The organism is Cellulosimicrobium funkei, from assembly GCF_900155925.1.
GTDB classification, from domain to species: Bacteria; Actinomycetota; Actinomycetes; order Actinomycetales; family Cellulomonadaceae; genus Cellulosimicrobium; species Cellulosimicrobium funkei.
The window spans coordinates 56398-77303 of the sequence record NZ_FTMI01000006.1 but is presented as its reverse complement, the minus strand read 5'-3'; the positions used below and the strand labels follow the sequence as shown (position 1 = coordinate 77303).

Below are 20906 nucleotides of genomic sequence, written 5' to 3'. Positions count from 1 at the left end.
ACCGAGCAGCCCAGGAATCCCACATGGCCGTCCTCACGCCCACCCAGCCCTCGCCGGGGCTCAGCGGGCCGCCGCCGCGCACGCCGCGCCGCGTCGGCTTCTCCCAGCGCCTCAGCCGCTGGGACGTCAAGGTCTCGCCCTACCTCTACATCTCGCCCTTCTTCATCCTGTTCGCGATCACGGGGCTCTTCCCGCTCGTGTACACCGCCGTGGTGTCCGTCTACGACTGGAACCTGCTCGGCGGCCAGGGCGACTTCGTCGGTCTCCAGAACTACACGGACGTCCTCGCGCAGCCGACGTTCTGGAAGTCCCTGCGCAACACCGTCTCGATCTTCGTGCTCTCGTCCGTGCCGCAGGTCGTCGCCGCGATCGCGATCGCGGCCCTGCTCGACCAGAACCTGCGCGCCGCGACGTTCTGGCGCATGGGCGTCCTGCTGCCGTACGTCGTCGCGCCCGTCGCGGTCTCGATGATCTTCGGTCGCCTGTTCGCCGACCAGTACGGGCTCATCAACGAGCTGCTCGGCCTCGTCGGCGTCGACCCGATCCGCTGGCACGCCGACGCCCTCGCGAGCCACGTCGCCATCGCGTCGATGGTGAACTTCCGCTGGACCGGCTACAACGCGCTGATCTTCCTCGCCGCGATGCAGGCCGTGCCGCGCGAGCTCTACGAGGCCGCGATCATCGACGGCGCCGGGCGCGTGCGCCAGTTCTTCTCCGTGACCGTCCCCCAGATCCGCGCCACGATCATCTTCGTCGTCATCACGTCGACGATCGGCGGCCTGCAGATCTTCGACGAGCCGCGCATGTTCGACGCGCAGGGTCTCGGCGGCGCCGACCGGCAGTGGATGACGACCGTGCTCTACCTCTACGACGTCGCGTGGGGCAACCAGAAGAACTTCGGCCGAGCGGCCGCCGTCGCGTGGCTGCTGTTCCTGCTCATCATCCTCGTGGGCATCGTCAACTTCCTCGTCACCCGGCGGATCGCCACGTCGAACGCGCAGCCGCGCCCGCCACGCTGGGTGCGTCGCCGCCAGGAGGCGCGCAAGCGCCTGCGCGCCGAGGACGCCATGTCCGCGCAGCGTTCCGCCGCGGGGACCGAGGCGTCCGTCCCGACCGCCGCCAGCCCGACCGACCGGAGGAAGCGATGAGCTCCGTCCCCGTCATCGCCCAGACCGCCGGCCCGGGCGCGGCCCGCGCCGCGTCCCGCCGCCGGAGCGCCGGGAAGAACGTGGGCGGCACGCAGCGCCGCCCGCGCTGGGTCACGTACACCATCCTCGGGATCGTCCTGCTGATCTCGGTGTTCCCGCTGTACTTCACGCTGATCCTCGGCTCCTCGACGCCCGAGGAGATCTCGCGCAGCGCGCTGCCCCAGCTCCTGCCCGACGCGAGCCTGTTCGACCGGTTCGCCGACGTCATGAGCTCGGACGCGATCAACTTCTGGAAGGCCGCCTGGAACTCGGTGGTCGTCGCTGTCCTCACGTCCCTCTCGGTCGTGCTGTTCTCGACGCTCGCCGGCTTCTCGTTCTCGAAGCTCCGGTTCCGCGGCCGCGGCCCGCTGCTCGTGTTCGTCATCGCGACGATGGCGGTGCCCACGCAGCTCGGCGTCATCCCGATGTACATCCTCATGTCGGACCTCGGGTGGATCGGCAAGCTCCAGGCCGTCATCGTGCCCGCGCTCGTCACGGCGTTCGGCGTCTTCTGGATGACGCAGTACCTCGGCGAGGCGCTCCCGTACGAGCTCATCGAGGCGGCCCGGGTCGACGGCGCGTCCATGATCCGCACGTTCTGGTCCATCGCGCTGCCGGCGGCCCGCCCGGCCGCCGCGATGCTGGGCCTGTTCACGTTCGTGCAGCAGTGGACGAACTTCTTCTGGCCGTCCATCGTGCTCAACCAGAACAACCCGACGCTGCCGCTCGTGGTGCGGTCCCTGCAGTCGAACTTCTTCGTCGACTACTCGCTCGTCATGGCCGGGATCTTCCTCGTCACGCTGCCGCTCATCGTCATCTTCATCTTCACCGGCCGCCAGCTCGTGGCGGGCATCATGCAGGGCGCCGTCAAGGGCTGACGCCCGACGCCCCGCGCCGCACGACCCGCCCACCGCCCGGTGGGCGCGGTCCGTGCTGCGCGCCGACCGTCGCGCGGGCGGGCCCGACCGGCCCGCCCGCGTGCCATCCCGCGACTTCTCGAAGGACAATCGACCATGACCAGCTTCGTCCCGTCCGCGCCCCTCCCCCCGAACCCGGCGACCGCGACCGGACGCGTCGAGATGCCCCCGGGCTTCCTCTGGGGCGCCGCGACGGCCGCGTTCCAGATCGAGGGCGCGGGGCACACCGACGGACGCACGGACTCCGTGTGGGACGCGTTCGCCCGCGTGCCGGGCGCCGTCGTGAACGGTGACGACGGCATGGTCGCGTGCGACCACTACCACCGGTACCGCGAGGACGTCGCGCTCCTGCGCGACCTCAACCTGGGGACGTACCGGTTCTCGACGTCGTGGGCCCGCGTGCGCCCCGACGGCGGCGCGGTCAACCCCGCCGGGCTCGCGTTCTACGACCGCCTCGTCGACGAGCTGCTCGCCGCGGACGTCCTGCCGTGGCTCACGCTGTACCACTGGGACCTCCCGCAGGCGCTCGAGGACAAGGGCGGCTGGACGTCGCGCGACACGGCGTACCTCTTCGCCGAGTACGCGGTGACGATGCACGAGGCGCTGGGCGACCGCGTCGGCGTGTGGACGACGCTCAACGAGCCGTGGTGCTCCGCGTTCCTCGGCTACACCGCGGGCGTGCACGCGCCCGGCCGGCAGTCGCGCGAGGACGGCCTCGCGGCCGCGCACCACCTGCTGCTCGGGCACGGCCTCGCGGTCCGGGCGCTGCGCGAGCGCGCGCCGGAGGCGAACCTCGGGCTCACGCTGAACTTCACGGTGTCCGACCCGGTCGACCCCCAGGACCCGGCCGACGTCGACGCCGCGCGCCGGATCGACGGCCAGTTCAACCGGATCTTCCTCGACCCCGTCTTCCACGGCGAGTACCCGGCCGACGTCCTCGAGGACGTCGCGCCCTACGGCCTGCTCGACCACGTCAAGGACGGGGACCTCGAGATCATCTCCACCCCGATCGACACGCTCGGGGTCAACTACTACAACGGCGGGGCGGTCTCGGCCCGCCCGCAGACGACGGCGCCCGGCACCGGGAGCGACGGCGGCGGGGGCACGCGCCCCGAGGGCGTCCGCGACGAGGAGGCCGACGCCGCGCCGGTGCGCCCGACGTCGTCCCCCTACCCCGCCGCGGACGGCGTGCACGCCCACTCGCGCGGCCTGCCGCGCACGGACATGGGCTGGGAGGTCCAGCCCGAGGGGCTGACGCGCCTCCTCACGCGCCTGCAGCGCGACTTCACCGGCCCGCGCGGCGTCGCGATGTACATCACCGAGAACGGCGCCGCCTACCCGGACCAGGTGGGCCCGGACGGCTCGGTCGACGACCAGGACCGGCTCGAGTTCCTCGACGCGCACCTGCGCGCGACGCGCGACGCGATCGACGCGGGGGCGGACGTGCGCGGCTACTTCGCGTGGTCCCTCATGGACAACTTCGAGTGGGCGCTCGGCTACACGAAGCGCTTCGGCATCGTCCGCGTCGACTACGAGACGCAGGAGCGCACCGTCAAGGCGAGCGGCGCCTGGTACGCCCAGGTCGCACGCGACAACGCGATCCCGGCGCGCGAGACGCCGGCCGCGGACGCCGCCCCGGCCGAGTGAGGACGACGGTGAGGACACGGTGAGCGGGGCGGTGCGGACCGGGGAGCGCGCGCGCCATACTGTCCCGATGAACAGCCTGCGCTCCGCGCCGACCCTGGACGAGGTGGCCCAGACGGCGGGTGTCTCGCGCTCGACGGCGTCGCGCGCCATCAACGGCGGCCTGCGGGTGTCGCCCGAGGCGCAGGCGGCGGTCGACGCCGCCGTCGCGCAGCTCGGCTACACGCCCAACCGCGCCGCCCGCTCGCTCGTGACGCGCCGCACGGACTCGATCGCCCTCGTGGTCCCCGAGCCCGACGAACGCATCCTCACCGACCCGTTCCTCGCGGGCACGATGCGCGGCGTGAGCGCCGCGCTCGGCGGCACGGACCTGCAGCTCGTGCTGCTGTTCGCGCGTCCCGACGAGCAGCCGGGCCGCATCGTGCGGTACCTCAGCAGCGGCCACGTCGACGGCGCGATCGTCGCGTCCCACCACCGCGACGACGACCTCGAGGAGGCGCTCCTCGCGGCGCGCCTGCCCGCCGTGTTCGTGGGGCGGCCGTTCCACCCGACGCCGGACCTCCTGTACGTCGACGTGGACAACGTCGAGGGCGGCCGCCTCGCGGCGCGGCGTCTCGTCGAGGCGGGCCGGCGCCGTATCGCGACGATCGCCGGCCCGCAGGACATGACGGCGGGCGTGGACCGGCTCACGGGGTTCCGCGAGGTGCTGCGCGACGCCGGCCTGCCGGACGACGCGGTCGAGATCGGCGACTTCGCCGTCGCGGGCGGCGCGGCGGCCATGGAACGCCTCCTCGCCGCGCACCCCGACCTCGACGGCCTCTTCGTCGCGTCCGACCTCATGGCCGAGGGCGCGCTGCGCGTGCTCGCGGCCCACGGCCGCGACGTGCCGCGCGACGTGTCCGTCGTCGGCTTCGACAACCTCGCCACCGCCGCCACGACGTCGCCCCCGCTCACCACGGTCCAGAACCCCATGGTCGAGATGGTGCGCGGCGCGACCGACCTCCTGCTCGACCTCGTGGGCGGCCGCGGCGACGAGATCGCGTCGCAGGTCCTCGCGCCGGAGCTCGTCGAGCGCGACTCCGTCTGACCCCCGCGGCGCCGCGCGGCACCCGAGGCGTGGGGGGCCGAGACGCTGTGGGTGGTCGCTCGTAGCCTGGCGTCGTGCACCCGTCCACGGAACCGGTGGTGGCCACGCTCTCGCGGGCCGACGTCCTCGCCGCACGCTGGCACGCCCACGAGCTCGACCGGGCGCCGGGCGCGGCCGCCGCGGTGACGGACGTCGCCGTCCTCGACCTGGGCGTCCAGGACACGGGGTCCGACGGCGCCGCGTGGGCGCTCGCCGTCCGGGGCGCCCCGCCCGTCGCGCCCAGCACCCTGCCGCCCGACCTCGTGCTCGCGTGGACGCTGCGCGGCGCCCCGCACGTCTACCGCCGCGCGGACCTCGCCGACGTCGCGACCGCGACGGCGCCGTTCTCCGAGGCCGACGCCGCCAAGCGGGTCTACGACGCGAGCCGACCGCTCCGCGCGGCGGGTGTCGCCGTGCTCGACGCCCTGCGTACCGAGGCGCGGCTCGAGCGCGAGCTCGTCGAGACCCCGACCGTCAAGGGCGACCTCTCGACGCGGCTCACCGCGCGGCTCCCGGAGCCGCACCTGCGCTGGTGCGGGCCGTGCGGCGCCACCCACAGCTACGAGCAGACGTTCCGCCTCGCGGCCCTGCAGGCCGGGCTCGAGCTCGAACCGGGCTCGTCCCCGCCCGTGCTGCGGCGCGTCCCCGGCCTCGAGCCGCCGCTCTACGGGCGCCTCGGCGGCGACGCCCTGCCGCGCCTGGACGTCGTCCGCGGCTACCTGCGCTTCTTCCCCGCCGCCAGCGTCCAGGACGTCGCCGCATTCCTCGACGCCCCGGTCAAGGACGTCCGGGACCGGTGGCCCGACGACGCGGTCCGCGTCGAGGTCGCCGACGTCGAGCCCGGCCCGCGGCCGACCGAGCGCTGGGTGCTCGCCGAGGACCTCGGTCGCGTCACGGGCGCCGCCGCGCGCGAGCGCGACGCGCGACCCGCGCCCGGCGCCCCGGTCGTGCGCCTCGTGGGCCCCTACGACCTGTTCCTGCAGCTGCGCGACCGCGCGACGCTCGTCCCGGACGTGGCGCGTGCCAAGGACCTGTGGCGGGTCCTCGGCCGGCCCGGGGCCGTGCTCGCGGGCGGCGAGGTCGTGGGCACGTGGCGGCCCCGCGCGTCGGGCCGGCGCCTCACGGTCCTCACCGACCCCTGGGTCCCGTGGGACGCCGGGCTCGCCGACGCCGTCGCCGAGCAGGCGGAGCGCCTGCGCACGTCCCGCGACGCGGCGTCCGTGACCGTCTCGCCGGTGCCGGACGCGCGGTAGCGACCGGGGTGCCGCGCGGTCGTCGCGGGAGGGACCCGGCGGTGGCCGAGCCCCTCCCGCGCGCCGGGAGCGGTCAGCGCTTCACGTGGCCGTACCGGTGCGTCGTGCGGCTGACGGCCTGCTCGTGGAGCACGGTGAGCAGCTCGCGGCGCCCGCTCGCGACGACGGGGTGGTCGAGCACCGTGACCTCGCCGACGCGCTCGGCCGCGGCCTCGTGCAGCCCCGGCGCGGAGCCGACGACGCGGACCCGGCCCCGGACGGCACCCGACGCGACGCGGCGCGCGAAGTCCTCGTCGCTCACCGCGGCGTCGCCCGTGCTCGGCACCACGACGGCCGGCACGCCCGCGGTACGCGCGGCGTGCAGGACGCGCTCGACCTCGACGGGGAGCGCGTCCGCGCCGACGCGCACGGTGAGCACGTCGACCGGGCGGTAGCGGAAGACGTTCGCCTCGACGTGCAGGCCCGAGGGGTCGTGGCCCACGGAGAACTCCCGCTCCCACCAGCGCACGTCGTCGGCCTTCGCCCACGCGAGCCACGCCTCGGGCGCGGTCTCGCGCGCGGGCGGCACCGCGTCGTGCGTGCCGTCGGTGCCCGACGCCGACGCGCTCGTCGAGGTGTCGGGCGCGTCGCTCCAGCGCCCGAGCTGCGCGACGTAGTTCGGCCCGCCCGCCTTGGCGCCCGGCCCGACGGCCGACTGCTTCCAGCCGCCGAACGACTGCCGCTGCACGATCGCGCCGGTGATGTGCCGGTTGACGTAGGCGTTGCCCACCTGGACGGCGTCGAGCCAGCGTTCGACCTCGGCGTCGTCCAGGCTGTGGATGCCGCCGGTGAGACCGAACGGGACCGCGTTCTGCAGCGCGATCGCCTCGTCGAGGGTCGCGGCCGTCATGATCCCGAGGACCGGCCCGAAGTACTCGGTGAGGTGGAACGGCGACCCGGGCGCGACGCCCTCCTTGAGACCCGGCGTCCAGAGGCGGCCCTCCAGCTCGGGCCCGCCGTCCAGCAGCCGCGGTCGCACGAGCCAGGACTCCCCCGGCTCGAGCGTCGTCAGGGCGTGCAGCAGCTTGCCCGACGCGGGCTCGGTGAGCGGGCCCATGGTCGTCGCGACGTCCGTCGCCGGACCGACGGCGAGCGAGCGCACCGCGTCCACGAGCTGGCGCCGCACCCGGCGGCCCGTCTCCGTCCGCGGGTCGCCCGCCGAGCCGACGAGGATCGCGAGCGACGCGGCCGAGCACTTCTGCCCCGCGTGCCCGAACGCCGACCGCACGAGGTCCGCGACCGCGAGGTCGAGGTCCGCCGACGGCGTGACGACGAGCGCGTTCTTGCCCGACGTCTCGGCGAGCACCGGCCGCGACGGCTTCCACCGCGCGAAGAGCTGCGCGGTCTCGATCGAGCCCGTGAGCACGACGCGCGCGACGTCGTCGTGCGTGACGAGGCGGGTGCCGAGCTCGTCGTCGGGCACGCGGACGTACTGCACGACCTCGGTCACCGAGCCCGCGTCCAGCCCCGCGAAGTCACCGGGCGCCGCGGCCACCGCGTCGCGCAGGCCCGCGTGGACCGCCTCGACGGCGACCTCGAGGCAGCGCGGCGTCGGCGGCGCGGGCTTGGCGAGCACGGCCGACCCGGCCGCGAGCGCCGCGAGGACCCCGCCCACGGGGATCGCGACGGGGAAGTTCCACGGCGGCGTGACGAGCGTGACGCCGTCGGGCGCGAACCGAGCCCCGGGCACGTGGTCCAGCTCCTCGGCGGAGCGCGCGTAGTAGCGCGCGAAGTCGACGGCCTCGCTCACCTCGGGGTCGGCCTCGGCGACGGTCTTGCCGGGCTCGTGCACCATCGCGGCGACGAGGTCGGTGCGCGCCTCCTCCAGGCGCCGGGCGACGGCGCGCAGCGCGGCGGCGCGGGCCGCCGGGGCGACCTGCGACCACGCGGCGGTCGCGCGCACGGCGGTCGCGACGGCGTCGTCCACCTGGGCGGTCGTCGTGAGCTCGGGCGTGCGGACGGGGACGTACCCGGAGCCGGCCCCGGTGACGTGGCGGGCCCAGTCGCGCGAGGCGGCGACGGCGGGGTCGGTGTCGGGGGCGTTCGCGAACCCGGCGCCGGTCCCGCTGCCGACGGCGGGCCGGGGCGTGCGGCGCGGCGCGACGTCGGTCTCGGCGTAGTGCACGCCGTGGCGCACGGACGCGCGGAACGCGGCCTCCTGGCGCTCCATGGGGCTGCCCGCGGGCGACCCGTCGGGCGCGAACATGGCGTGCAGGAAGTTCTGCTCGGCGGCGTTCTCCTCGAGACGGCGCACGAGGTAGGAGATCGCGACGTCGAAGTCCTCGTCGCGCACGACGGGCGTGTACAGCACGACGCGGCCGCCGCGCCCGGCGTGCGGGCCGCTGTCGACGCGGTCGGCCGCGACCTCGTCGCGCACGGCGCGCGCCTCGCCGGGGGCCATGCCCTGGAGCATCTCGACGTCGAGCGCGTGGCTCACGCCGCGGGCCCGGCCGAGGAGCACGGCGAGCGCGACGTGGAAGAGGTTGTGGCTCGCGACGCCGATGCGGACGGCGTCGGTCCGCGGCGCGCGCAGGGCGTGGTCGAGGAGGCGGACGTAGTTGGCGTCGACGTCGGGCTTCGTGGGGTAGGGCGCCTGCGGCCAGCCGTGCAGCTCGGCCTCGACGGCCTCCATCGCGAGGTTCGCGCCCTTGACGAGGCGCACCTTGATCGGCGCTCCCCCGGCGGCGACGCGCTCGGTCGCGAAGCGGGTGAGCCCGTCGAGCGCGCCGAGCGCGTCGGGCAGGTACGCCTGGAGCACGATCCCGGCCTCGAGGTCGTGCAGGTCGTCGTGCGCGAGGATCTCGCGGAAGACCGCGGTCGTGAGCGCGAGGTCCTTGTACTCCTCCATGTCGAGGTTGAGGAAGACGCCGTGGTCGCGCGCCGCCCGGTACAGCGGCAGCAGCCGCTCGACGACGCGCGCGCACGACCCGTCGAGGTCCCACGTGACGAGCTGCGACGCGACGGACGACACCTTGACCGACACGTAGTCGACGTCGGGCCGCCGCACGAGCGCGAGCGTGCGCTCGAGGCGCGCGTCCGCCTCGGCCTCGCCGAGCACGGCCTCGCCGAGGAGGTTGACGTTGAGCGCGTAGCCCTCCGCGCGGGTCCGGGCGAGGTGCGGGCCGAGGCCGCGGCCGGCGTCGGCCACGAGGTGGCCCACGAGCTGGCGCAGGCGCACGCGCGCGGCCGGCACGACGACGCGCGGCAGCACCGGCGCGACGCCCGCCCCGACGCGCAGGAGGGACCGGTCGACCGGCCCGAGGAACGACCCCGCGCTGCCCGCGAGCTCGCCGAGGCGGCCGAGCGCCCGTGCGGCGACGTGCACGTCCTGGGGGCGCGCGACGTCGTCGACGAACCGGACCGCGAGCTCGAGGCCCGCGGGGTCGGAGACGAGCGCGCCGAGCCGCTCGGCGGTCCTGCGGGCGCGCGCGTCGCCCGCCCCCTCGCTCGCGGCGAGCCAGCGGCGGGCCAGCGTGACGGCCTCCTCGACGAGGTCGTCCGGGGAGGTGAGGCTCGTGTCGCCGACGGCTCCGGGGGTGGGGAGCGGCCGGGCGGGCGCGTCGTTGCTCATCCCTCCAGGGTGCCTCGGGTCGCGGTGGCTCGTCTTGTACGATCCGGGGCGACATGGCACCCGTCCGCGACAACCTGTGGCCCGAGGGCATGGCGCTCCTCGCCGCCCTCAGCCCCGCCATGGTCGCGCTCATGGACGAGCTGCCGGACACGATGTTCTGCGCGAAGGACGTCACGGGCCGGTACGTCGCGGTCAACCCGGTGTTCGTCGCGCGCACGAACGAGCGCTCGCGCCGCGCGGTGCTGGGCCGACGCGCGCGCGACCTGTTCGTCGCGCAGCTCGCCGAGCGCTACGAGCAGCAGGACGCCGAGGTGCTGCGCGGGCGCGCGCTGCGCGGCGAGCTCGAGCGCATCCGGCGGCTCGGCGGCACGTCGGGCTGGTTCCTCACGTCCAAGCTCCCCGTGCACGACGACGCCGGTCACCTCGTGGGGATCGTCTCGGTCTCGCACGACCTGCGCGCGGGCGCGGCGGACGACGCGACGATGGACTCCCTCGCCGCTCTCGTCGCCGCGGTCGAGGCGGACCTCGGGGCGCGCTGGACGACCGCGCGGCTCGCCGAGGCGGCCGGGTGCACGCCCGCGGTGCTCGACCGGCGCGTGCGGCGCGTGTACGGCGTGACGCCGCGCCAGCTCGTGCTGCGCACCCGGGTCGACCACGCGACACGCCTGCTCGCGGGGAGCGCCGTGTCGATCGGCGACGTCGCGGCGGCGAGCGGGTTCTACGACCAGCCGTCGTTCACGCGCACGTTCGCGCGCCTCGCGGGCGAGACCCCGGCCCAGTACCGGCGCCGCACCCGCCGCTGACCTCCGCCCGCTCGACGGCGAGGGCGCCCGCGGTGGCGAGGGACGGCGTCGGGCACGGAGACTGACGGCATGACCTCCGCAGACCTTGCCCCCGTCCCCGCGGTCGAGCTGCCCGGCGGCACGATGCCCCTGCTCGGCCTCGGCACCTGGCAGTCCGAGGGCGACGACGCCTACCGCGCCGTGCGCCACGCGCTCGACGTGGGCTACCGGCACGTCGACACCGCGACGGGCTACGGCAACGAGGCGCAGGTGGGGCGCGCGCTCGCCGACTCGTCCGTCGACCGCGCCGACGTGTTCGTCACGACCAAGCTCCCGCCGGACGCCGCGGGCCGCGAGCGCGAGACGCTCGAGGCGTCGCTGCGCGACCTCGGCACGGACCACGTCGACCTGTGGCTCATCCACTGGCCGCCGGCGGGCGAGGCGTCGCCGTGGGTGTGGGAGCGGTTCGTCGAGCTGCGCGACGAGGGCAAGGTGCGTTCGATCGGGGTGAGCAACTACTCCGTCGAGCAGGTCGACGTGCTGTCCGAGCAGGTCGGCGAGACGCCCGCCGTCGACCAGATCCCGTGGAGCCCGGCCGACTACGACCACCGGGTCGTGCACGAGCTCGCGCAGCGCGGCGTCGTGCTCGAGGGGTACAGCCCGTTCAAGCGCACCGACCTCGACGCGCCGGTCCTGGCGGAGGTCGCGGCGGCGCACGGCGTCACCCCCGCGCAGGTCGTGCTGCGCTGGCACCTCGACCACGGGTTCGTGGTCATCCCGAAGTCCGTGACGCCGGAGCGGATCGAGGCGAACTTCCGGGTGACCGGGTTCTCCCTCACCGCCGACGAGCTCGCGGCGGTCGACGCCCTCGGGCACCGCCGGGGCGCGTGAGGGGCGAGCGACCGCGCCGGGGGTAGCGTGACCCTCGGTGCCGCACACCCCCGCGGCACCGAGGAGAACCTCGAACCGGAGGAACCGTGACGACGACGTCCGTGCCGCCCGCCACCACGAGCGACGGCCCCACCCCGACCGACAGCACCGATCTCCCCCGCGGCACACGCCGCTCCCCCGACGCCGGAACCCCGGCGTCCGCGCTCGACACCGCGCACGCGCAGCTCGCCGGCGCGGTCCGCTTCCTCGGCTATGACGACGGCCTGCACGAGATGCTCGCGACCCCGCGCCGCGAGGTGAACGTGGCCGTGCCGCTGCGGCGCGACGACGGCCGCACCGTCCTGTTCCACGGCTACCGCGTGCAGCACAACGTCTCGCGTGGTCCGGGCAAGGGCGGCCTGCGGTACGCGCCGAGCGTCGACATCGACGAGGTCCGCGCGCTCGCCATGTGGATGACGTGGAAGTGCGCCCTCGTGGACCTGCCGTACGGCGGCGCGAAGGGCGGCGTCGCGATCGACCCGCGCTCCTACTCCGACGCGGAGCTCGAGCGCGTCACGCGCCGCTACACGTCGGAGATCATGCCGGTCATCGGGCCCGAGCGGGACATCATGGCGCCCGACATGGGCACGAGCGAGCGGACCATGGCCTGGGTCATGGACACCTACTCCGTCAACCAGGGCTACACGATCCCGGCGGTCGTGACGGGCAAGCCCATCACCGTGGGCGGGTCGCTCGGTCGCACGACGGCGACGAGCGCCGGGGTCGTGCACGTCACCGCCGCGGCGCTCGAGGAGGCGGGCGTGCCGCTGTCCGACGTGCGCGTCGCCGTCCAGGGCTTCGGCAAGGTCGGGTCGCACGCGGCCGCGATCTTCGCCGCCCGCGGCGCGCGCGTCGTGGCGGTCTCCGACCAGTACGGCGGGGTGCACGCCCCGGACGGGCTCGACGTGCGGGCGCTGGTCGAGCACGTCGCCGCGACGGGGAGCGTCGTGGGCTTCGACCGGGCCGACCCGCTGGACAACGACGCGCTGCTCGCGCTCGACGTCGACGTGCTCGTCCCGGCCGCGGTCGAGGGCGTGCTCGACGGCGACACCGCCCGCTCCGTGCGCGCGCGCTGGGTCGTCGAGGGCGCCAACGGCCCGACGACCGCCGAGGGCGACCGCGTGCTCGCGAAGAACGGCGTGACCGTGGTGCCGGACGTGCTCGCGAACGCGGGCGGCGTCGTCGTCTCCTACTTCGAGTGGGTCCAGGCGAACCAGGCGTACTGGTGGACCGCGGACGAGATCGGCGACAAGCTCGAGCACCGCATGCTCCACGCCTACGAGGAGGTCGCGGGTCTCGCGCGCCGCGAGGACCTCAGCCTGCGCGACGCGGCGCTCGTCATCGGCGTCCAGCGCGTAGCAGAGGCCCACCAGATCCGAGGCCTCTACCCCTGAGGCACCAGACTCGGCCCCGCCGAGCACGGGGTCCGCGACCGTCCTGGGCTCGATCCGGTCGCGGAGCCCGTGCTCGGCGGGTGATCAGGGGCGTGGCCGGCGGGTTGTCGCCAGGAGCGCCGACAGGAGGGCGATCGCGGATGCTGCGACGGCGGCCCAGGCGACGGTGTGGTTGACCAGCTCGCCCTGGAACCGGCCGACGGCGATCCACGCGAGGCCCCACGACATCGCGAGGCCGATGCCGAGCACGACCGCGCGACGCCCGGCGGCGAACACGGCCCACGCGACCGAGAGGGCGGCGGCCGCCGCGACGAGCACGACCGACCAGCCCGTCGCGCCGAGGCCGAGCTCGCCGACGCCCGCGTCGGTGAGGGCCGCGGCGACGTTCGCGAGCGTCGCGACGCTCACCCAGCCGGTGTACAGGCCCATCGTCCCGTCGAGCACGACGGCCTGCGCCGTCGACTCGGGCCGACGGCGCACGAGCCGCACGACGACCACCGCGTTGACGGCGAGCAGCGCCGCGATGACGACGACGCTCAGCGGCACCCACCCGGCCTGCACGACACCGATCCACGCGGCGTTGAGGACCATGGACACCAGGACCCACCACGCGGTCGCGCGCAGGCGCGGGCTCGTCGCGTGCCGCGGCAGCACCTGGTAGACGGCGAACGCAAAGAGGCCGAGGTAGATCACCGACCAGATGCGGAACGCCGGGTTGTCGGGCGCGACGGGCGTCGCGGTCGAGGACAGCGCTCCCCCGGCGGTTTGCTCGACGGACGTGCCGCCGAAGGCGCCCGCGCCGTACGCGGCGGCCCCGGCCGCGACGAGCGACCCGACGAGGACGACGACCTGGCGGACCCGGTCGGAGGGAGCGGGGGCGCGGACGCTTCCCGCGGGGACGGCGGCTGCGGTGGTCATACGTCCAGCCTGACATCACTCAGCATGCTGAGCATCCCGGGAGCACCGCCGCTCCCCGCCGAGAACGACGCTGCTCGCCGCCGAGCACGACCCTGCTCCCCGCCGAGAGCGACTCTGGTGTCGGTATCGCGGGGATACCGACACCAGAGTCGTTCTCGGCCGCAGACCCGGGCTTGCCGGGCGGGCGGGAGCGAGGGTGGGGGGTCAGGCCAGGGGCTGGCGGTCCGCCCAGTCGGCGAGGGTGGTGCGCGGGCCCGTGAAGAACGGGACCTCCTCGCGCACGTGGCGGCGCGCCTCGGTCGCGCGCAGCTCGCGCATGAGGTCGACGATGCGGTGCAGCTCGTCGGCCTCGAACGCGAGGATCCACTCGTAGTCGCCGAGCGCGAACGACGCGACCGTGTTGGCCCGCACGTCCGGGTAGTCCTTCGCCGCGAGGCCGTGGTCGCGCAGCATGGTGCGGCGCTCGGCGTCGGGCAGGAGGTACCAGTCGTACGAGCGCACGAACGGGTAGACCGACAGGTAGTCGCGCGGCTCCTCGCCCGCGAGGAACGCGGGCACGTGCCCCCGGTTGAACTCCGCCGGGCGGTGCAGCGCCACGTTCGACCACACGGGCTCCAGGTGCGCGCCCAGACCGCTCGCGCGCAGGTGCTGGTAGGCGCGCTGCACCGACTCGACCGTCGGGCCGTGCCACCACACCATGAGGTCGGCGTCCGAGCGCAGGCCCGCGACGTCGTACCAACCGCGCACGACGAGGTCGCCGTCCGTCGCCGACGGGTCGTCACCGCCGCCGACGGCGGCCAGCGCGTCGGCCACGAGGCCCGCGCGCTCGTCGGCGTCGGCGGGCAGGGGCGCCGCCGTCGCGAAGACGGACCACATCGCGTAGCGGATGGTGGTGTTGATCTGCTCGTGGTCCGCGGGTACGCGCGCGGCGTCGTTCATCGGGGTTCCTCTCGGGTCCGTGCGGGGGTGTCCGCCGGGGTTCAGCTGTGGATGTCCGGGCTGCACAGCGCCGGGACGCCGCTCGGCTCGCCGTCGCGGCGCAGGCAGCAGCCCGGCGCGCACACCGAGCGGAACGCGGGCAGCGCGCCGACCGTGGCCTGCTCGACGTCCTCGCCGCGCGCGAGCGCCGCGCGCTCGACGAGCAGGTCGACGAGACCGCGCACGAACGGCTCGCGCGTGCTCACGGTGCCCGCGCGGACCGCGGTCATCCCGAGCTCCGTCGCCGTCTCCATCGCCTCGGTGTCGAGGTCGTACGCGACCTCCATGTGGTCGGAGACGAAGCCGATCGGCGACAGCACGACGTCGCGGACGCCGTCCTGCGCGAGGGCCTCCAGGTGGTCGTTCACGTCGGGCTCGAGCCACGGCTGGCTCGGCGGGCCGGACCGCGAGCAGTACGCGAGGTCCCACGCGACGTCGTGGCCCAGGCGCGCCGAGACCTCCGCGGCGATGACGCGCGCGAGGTCGAGGTGCTGCTCGGAGTACGTCGCGAACGAGATGCGCGACGCCGCCTCCATCGTGTCCGGGATGGAGTGCGTGACGAACACGAGCCGCGCGGCAGCGCCGTCGCCGCCCTTGTCCGCGAGCGCCGCGTAGCCGTCGAGCACCGCGTCGACGTTCGCCTGCGCGAAGCCCGGGTGGTTGAAGTACGAGCGCACCTTGTCGAACTGCACGCCCGTCGAGCCGTCGGGACCGAGCTGGCCGCGCCCGTCGAGGACGACCGCGAGGTCCTCGCGGTACTGGCGGCAGCCCGAGTACGACGAGTACGCGGACGTCACGAGCGCGACGGCGTTCTTCGCGCCCAGCGCCTCGAGCTCGTCGATCGCGTCGGTCGTGTACGGCTCCCAGTTGCGGTTGCCCCACACGACCGGCAGCTCGACGCCGCGCCGCGCGAGCTCGGCCTCGATCGCCGCCTTGAGCGCGAGGTTCTGCTCGTTGATGGGGCTCTTGCCGCCGAAGCCGTAGTAGTGCTCGCCGACCTCCTCGAGGCGCGAGTCCGGGATGCCCTTGCCCGCGGTGACGTTGCGCAGGAACGGCACGACGTCCTCGGGCTTGTTGGGCCCGCCGAACGAGTACAGCAGCAGCGCGTCGTACGGGCGCAGGTCGGGCGCAGGGCCGGGGTCGACGGCGCTCGCGGGGTTGGCGGCGGGCTCGGCGGCCCGGCCCGTGTCGGCAGTGACGTCCTGGGGGGAGAACGGGGGCATGCTCCCGATCATGGCACCCGCTCCTGAGCCCGCTCGTCCGGAAGCGGGCACCTCGGACGTGACATTGACGGGACAGAGTGTCACCTCGTCCCTCCCGACGACGGTCGCGCCCTAGACTCGGGCCGCTCGTCCCTCGGGCCGCGCCGCGGGCACCGACGCCCGCGCACGAGCCGCCCGAGCCGACCACGTGGAGGTGGAGCCGTGCTGCTCCCGGAGATCACCGAGCGCGTGCCGCTCACGCGCCCCGACGGCCGCCTCGACCGCCGGGCCGTCGGCTGGGCCCGCCGGCCCCTCGTCGGCACCGACGCGATCGGGCGGCGCGGCGCGGGCGGCCCGCGCCGGTTCGGCCGGAACAAGCGCTGGGAGTACTGGGGCGTCACCACCCCGACGCACGTCCTCGCCCTCACCGTCTCCTCGATCGACTACGCCGCGGTGCACGAGGTCTGGGTCCTGGACCGGGAGTCGGGCCGGACGTGGGGTGCCGGCGCGACCGTGGTGCCGGCGCGCGGCGTCGAGCTCCCCGGCACGCTGGGCGACGGCCCGGCGCGCGCCCGGGCGAGGAACCTCGCGATCGACCTCGACGAGGTCGACGGCGGCACGCGCCTGCGGGCGCGCACGCGCGACGTCTCGTTCGACGTCGTCGCCACGCTGCCGCCGGGTCACGAGCGGCTCGCGGTGGTGGTCCCGTGGAGCGACACGCGGTTCCAGTACACGGTCAAGGACGTGGCCCGCCCGGCGCACGGGACGCTGTGGGTCGACGGCCGGACGGTCGACGTGCCGGCCGGGTCGTCGTGGGCCGTGCTCGACCACGGGCGCGGCCGCTGGCCGTACGACGTCCGGTGGAACTGGGGCGCGGGCTCGGGCGAGAGCCACGGCCGGGTCGTCGGGATCCAGGTGGGCGGCCGCTGGACGGTCGGCACGGGCTCGACCGAGAACGCGGTCCTCGTCGACGGGCGCCTCCACCACCTCCCCGACGAGCTCGTGTGGGACTACGACCTCGCCGACCCGGACCGGCCGTGGCGCGTCAGCGGCGGCGGCCTCGACGCGACGTTCGTGCCCTTCCACACGAAGGTCACGCGCACGCACCTCGGGGTCGTCTCGTCGTCGACCGACCAGTGCTTCGGGCACTGGTCGGGCACGTTCACGCCGCCGGCCGCGCCGGGTGCGGGCGGCACCCCGCCCGCGCCGGTGCGGTTCGACGGGCTCGTCGGCTGGGCCGAGGAGGTCCACAACCGCTGGTGACCGCCCCGCACCCCGGCCCGGCTTGCCAGTCCCCCGCCCCTGCCTAGCGTGGGGAGCGTCCCGACGGCACCGACGCCGTCGGGCGTGCCCCGCGACGACGGCGACCCCGTCCGCGGCGGCCGTGCCGGCACCGCAGCCGGCGCCGGTGGGAAAGGGGAGTCTCATGCAGGCACGACGAGGACGGTTCAGCGCGGGGACGACGGGGGTCGCGGCCGCCGCGGCGCTCGTGATGCTCCTGCCGCTCGGCGGCGGAGGCGAGCGCGGCGACGACCGGGGCGGCGACCGCGGCGGCGGCCAGGGCCACGGGAACGACCGCGCCCGCAACGTCATTTTCATCCAGGGCGACGGGCTCGGGCTCTCGCACCGCGAGCTCATCCGGCTCGCGACGGTCGGCAAGGACGGGCAGCTCGCGATGGACTCGCTCGAGCACGCCGGGTGGACCACGACGGACTCTGCCGACCCCGAGGAGGCCGTCACGGACTCCGCGGCGGGCGCCACGGCGTTCGCGTCCGGGGTCCGGACGTACAACGGGGCGGTGGGCGTCGACGTCGACGGCAACCCGGTCCCGACGCTCCTCGAGGCGGCCCGGGACGCGGGCAAGGCCACCGGGCTCGTCACGACGGCGCAGGTCACCGACGCGACGCCCGCGGCGTTCGGCGCGCACGTGCCTGACCGCGGCGACCAGAGCGAGATCGCGCGCCAGCTCCTGGAGGGCTCGCGGCCCGACGTCGTCCTCGGCGGCGGCGAGGACTGGTGGTACCCGGCGGGCGACCCCGGCGCGTGGGAGGACAACCCCGCCAAGGACCCGACCGAGCAGAGCAAGGGCACGAAGGGGAACCTGGTCGAGCGCGCGCAGGGCCTCGGCTACACGTACGTGAGCGACGCCGAGGGCCTCGCGGACGCGCGCGGGCGCAAGCTGCTCGGCCTGTTCGCGAACGAGGAGATGTTCGAGCAGCGCAACGAGGGCGAGGGCGACCTGTACGAGCCGGAGGTGCCGCTCGTCGACATGACGGCCAAGGCGCTCGACGTGCTGTCGCGCGACCGCGACGGGTTCTTCCTGCTCGTCGAGGAGGAGGGCGTGGACGAGTTCGCGCACCGCTCCAACGCGACGCGCACGATCCAGGCCGGGCAGGCGCTCGACGAGACCGTCGCGCTGGCGCTCGACTTCCAGGAGCGGAACCGGGACACGCTCGTGCTCGTCGTGGGCGACCACGCGACGGGCGGGCTCGCCATCGAGAACGTCGACCCCGAGGACGAGGGCGGCGAGGGCGCGACGGCCGAGGACGGCCCGTTCGACCTCGCGGGCTCCGACCTGCAGCTCACGGTCGACTGGACGACGGGCGGCCACACGGGCGAGGCGACGCCCATCACCGCACAGGGCCCGGGCGCCGCACGCCTCGCGGGCGCGCAGCGCAACACCGACGTCCACGACGCCGTCCTGCGCGCGATGCAGCCCCGCGGTCGCGGCTGAGCCCCGGGGAGCCGCCCGGCCCCGCGCCGCCGACCACGGGCCTGGCGCCGCCGACCACGGCCCTGGCGCCGCCGAGCACGGGGTCGGCGACCGGATCGAGACGATTCCGGTCGCCGACCCCGTGTTCGACGGAGAGGTTGGGCGGAGAAGGGGGGTGCGGAGAGGGGGTGGGGGGCCGAGCGCTGGGGTCAGCCCTTGACCGCTCCTCCGAGGCCGGCGCCCTGGAGGAACATGCGCTGGAAGGCGAGGAACAGGCCGACGGGGATGAGGGTCGAGATCGCGAGCGCGGCGAGGAAGACGCCGAGGTCGGTCGACGCCTCGATGGACGGCAGGCGCACGGACAGCGGCTGGATCGCCGGGTCCTTGAGCACGAGCAGCGGCCAGAGGAAGTCCTTCCAGGCCGCGATGACCGCGAACACCGAGACGACGCCGACGATCGGGCGCGACATCGGCAGCACGACCGACCAGAACAGCCGGTACGGCCCGGCGCCGTCCATGCGCGCGGCCTCGAACACCTCGCGAGGGAGGCTGTCGAAGAACCGCTGGACGAGCAGCACGTTGAACGCGCTCGCGCCTGCGGGCAGCCACACGGCCCAGAAGCTGTTGATGAGCGAGCGCCCCAGCAGCGGCGGGTCGAGGATCGTCAGGTACAGCGGGACGAGCAGGACGATCGCGGGCACGAACATCGTCGACAGCACGAGCGCCTGCACGACCTTCCCGTACCGCGGGCGCAGCACGGACAGCGCGTAGCCGCCCGTCGTCGCGACGAGGATCTGCGACGCCCACGACCCGACCGCGAGCCAGATCGTGTTGAGGAAGTACCGGCTGACCTGGACGTCGTTCCACGCCTTGTCGAGGTTGTCCCACGCGATGCCGTTCGGGAAGACGGCCATCGGCGTGCGGAGGATGTCCTGCGTCGGGGTGACGGCGTACTTCGCGAGCAGCAGCATCGGGCCGAGGCCCGCGACGACGAGGACCACGAGCAGCAAGACGTGGGTCGTGCCCATCCCCCACCGCACGGACGGGCGGCGCCAGTCCGCCTCGGAGAGCGCGCCGCGGTCCTCGACGCCGTCGAGCGCCTTGCGGCGGCGCGCGCGCAGCCGTCGGCGGTCCGCCTCACGACGGGTGCGGCTCGCCTCCGCGGCGCGGCGAGCGGTGCCCGCCGGGTCGTCGGCGGCGTCCGTCGCCGCTGCGGAGTCCTGCGAGACGACGCCGATCTCGCTCGGGTTGTCGGTGGGCGAGAGGGTCATGACGTGCTCCAGGACCGGGTGAGCCGGAAGTAGAGGACCGAGAAGACGGCGAGGACGGCGGCGAGCATGATCGACAGCGCGGTCGCGGCCCCGTAGTCGCCGCCCAGGCTGTTCTGGAAGGCGTAGCGGTAGATGAGCAGCAGGATCGTCAGGGTCGCGTTGTTCGGCCCGCCGCCGGTGAAGAGGTAGGGCTCGAGGAAGACCTGCGCCGTGCCGATCACCTGGAGGATCAGGGTGATGAACAGGACGCCGCGCAGCGCGGGCAGCGTGACGTGCCAGATCTTGCGCCACAGCCCGGCGCCGTCGACCTCGGACGCGTCGTAGAGCTCGGGCGGCACGCTCGTGAGCGCCGCGAGGTAGATGATGATCGTCCCGCCCGCGCCGGCCCACGTGGCCGCGAGCACGAGCGAGGGCATCGCGGTCGAGGCGTCCTGAAGCCACGGGTACGGGCCGAGCCCGACCCAGCCGAGGATCGTGTTGAACACGCCCGTCGGGCTGCCGTTGTAGAAGAACTTCCAGAGCAGCACCGCGACGACCGGCGGCACGACGACCGGCAGGTACGCGAGCGCGGAGTACAGCCCGCGCGCGCGGCGGACCTCGCGCATGAGCACCGCGGCGACGAGCGGGATCGGGTAGCCGAACAGCAGCGCGAGGAACGCGAAGTAGAGCGTGTTCTTCACGGCCTTGCCCAGGAGCGGGTCGCTGAGCACCTGGCGGAAGTTGTCGAGCCCGACGAACGTCGGGTCGCTCACGAGGTTCGTCTCCTGGAAGCTCATGATCACCGCGCGCACGATCGGGAACCACGAGAAGACGCCGAAGACGAGGATCAGCGGGAGCAGGAACACGAGGTTGCTCAGGCCGCCGCCGCGGAACCACGTCACGGGGCTGCGGCGTCGGCCGCCGCGGTCGGCCCGCGCGTGCGAGGCGGGTCCCCGTCGCGGCGGGGCGGTGGTGGCGGTCACGGGCGGACGTCCTTCGGTG

The 20906-nt window shown here is 74.8% G+C and carries 16 protein-coding genes; 10 read left to right on the top strand and 6 right to left on the bottom strand.

Translation table 11 applies throughout. The annotated features are described in order from the left end of the window. Window positions 1–23 precede the first annotated feature (23 nt). The 5 genes from BXA05_RS15225 to BXA05_RS15205 all read left to right on the top strand — a co-directional run bounded on the left by BXA05_RS15225 (window position 24) and on the right by BXA05_RS15205 (window position 6127). Window positions 24–1148, top strand: coding sequence for a carbohydrate ABC transporter permease (locus tag BXA05_RS15225; RefSeq protein WP_061267476.1), 1125 nt, complete (start codon window positions 24–26; stop codon window positions 1146–1148). Continuing rightward, a complete protein-coding gene (locus BXA05_RS15220) occupies window positions 1145–2065 on the top strand; it encodes a carbohydrate ABC transporter permease (protein ID WP_061267475.1) in 921 nt (306 codons plus the stop codon). The genes BXA05_RS15225 and BXA05_RS15220 overlap by 4 nt, the downstream gene beginning before the upstream one ends. Window positions 2066–2200: 135 nt before the next feature. Continuing rightward, on the top strand, window positions 2201–3751 hold the full coding sequence (locus BXA05_RS15215; protein ID WP_076405908.1) for a glycoside hydrolase family 1 protein: 1551 nt from the start codon (window positions 2201–2203) through the stop codon (window positions 3749–3751). Window positions 3752–3818: 67 nt separating this feature from the next. Beyond that, window positions 3819–4835 (top strand): LacI family DNA-binding transcriptional regulator, encoded by a 1017-nt coding sequence (locus BXA05_RS15210; protein WP_061267473.1) that lies wholly within the window; start codon window positions 3819–3821, stop codon window positions 4833–4835. Between the two features lie 74 nt (window positions 4836–4909). Next, on the top strand, window positions 4910–6127 hold the full coding sequence (locus BXA05_RS15205) for a DNA glycosylase AlkZ-like family protein (protein WP_211435871.1): 1218 nt from the start codon (window positions 4910–4912) through the stop codon (window positions 6125–6127). Window positions 6128–6200: 73 nt separating this feature from the next. Here BXA05_RS15205 and BXA05_RS15200 read toward each other — a convergent pair whose 3' ends face one another. Next, complete coding sequence (locus tag BXA05_RS15200) at window positions 6201–9737, bottom strand: bifunctional proline dehydrogenase/L-glutamate gamma-semialdehyde dehydrogenase (protein WP_076405904.1); 3537 nt, start codon at window positions 9735–9737, stop codon at window positions 6201–6203. Window positions 9738–9790: 53 nt separating this feature from the next. Between BXA05_RS15200 and BXA05_RS15195 the strand changes: the two genes are divergently transcribed. The 3 genes from BXA05_RS15195 to BXA05_RS15185 all read left to right on the top strand — a co-directional run bounded on the left by BXA05_RS15195 (window position 9791) and on the right by BXA05_RS15185 (window position 12843). Next, complete coding sequence (locus BXA05_RS15195) at window positions 9791–10540, top strand: helix-turn-helix transcriptional regulator (RefSeq protein ID WP_076405902.1); 750 nt, start codon at window positions 9791–9793, stop codon at window positions 10538–10540. A gap of 69 nt (window positions 10541–10609) precedes the next feature. Beyond that, window positions 10610–11410 (top strand): aldo/keto reductase, encoded by an 801-nt coding sequence (locus BXA05_RS15190; RefSeq protein ID WP_076405900.1) that lies wholly within the window; start codon window positions 10610–10612, stop codon window positions 11408–11410. Between the two features lie 86 nt (window positions 11411–11496). After that, window positions 11497–12843, top strand: a complete 1347-nt coding sequence (locus tag BXA05_RS15185) for a Glu/Leu/Phe/Val family dehydrogenase (protein ID WP_244550485.1) — start codon at window positions 11497–11499, stop codon at window positions 12841–12843. Between the two features lie 84 nt (window positions 12844–12927). Here the strand turns inward: BXA05_RS15185 and BXA05_RS15180 are convergent, their stop codons facing one another. The 3 genes from BXA05_RS15180 to BXA05_RS15170 form a co-directional block, all read right to left on the bottom strand. Next, entirely contained in the window at window positions 12928–13761 is an 834-nt protein-coding gene (locus BXA05_RS15180) for a TspO-related membrane protein (RefSeq protein WP_076405898.1), read from the bottom strand. Between the two features lie 204 nt (window positions 13762–13965). After that, window positions 13966–14700, bottom strand: a complete 735-nt coding sequence (hemQ, locus tag BXA05_RS15175; protein WP_061267467.1) for a hydrogen peroxide-dependent heme synthase — start codon at window positions 14698–14700, stop codon at window positions 13966–13968. A 41-nt stretch (window positions 14701–14741) separates the two neighbouring features. Further along, window positions 14742–15962, bottom strand: coding sequence for a ferrochelatase (locus BXA05_RS15170; protein WP_083711960.1), 1221 nt, complete (start codon window positions 15960–15962; stop codon window positions 14742–14744). A gap of 201 nt (window positions 15963–16163) precedes the next feature. Between BXA05_RS15170 and BXA05_RS15165 the strand changes: the two genes are divergently transcribed. Together BXA05_RS15165 and BXA05_RS15160 are read left to right on the top strand one after the other, a co-directional pair. Continuing rightward, a complete protein-coding gene (locus BXA05_RS15165) occupies window positions 16164–17204 on the top strand; it encodes a DUF2804 domain-containing protein (RefSeq protein WP_076405896.1) in 1041 nt (346 codons plus the stop codon). Window positions 17205–17367: 163 nt separating this feature from the next. Further along, entirely contained in the window at window positions 17368–18675 is a 1308-nt protein-coding gene (locus tag BXA05_RS15160; RefSeq protein WP_083711931.1) for an alkaline phosphatase, read from the top strand. 188 nt (window positions 18676–18863) lie between these two features. On the opposite strand, the gene BXA05_RS15155 is transcribed toward BXA05_RS15160, so the two are convergent. Next, complete coding sequence (locus BXA05_RS15155; protein ID WP_083711930.1) at window positions 18864–19925, bottom strand: carbohydrate ABC transporter permease; 1062 nt, start codon at window positions 19923–19925, stop codon at window positions 18864–18866. Further along, window positions 19922–20887, bottom strand: a complete 966-nt coding sequence (locus tag BXA05_RS15150) for a carbohydrate ABC transporter permease (protein WP_083711959.1) — start codon at window positions 20885–20887, stop codon at window positions 19922–19924. The genes BXA05_RS15155 and BXA05_RS15150 overlap by 4 nt, the downstream gene beginning before the upstream one ends. Window positions 20888–20906: the final 19 nt, after the last annotated feature.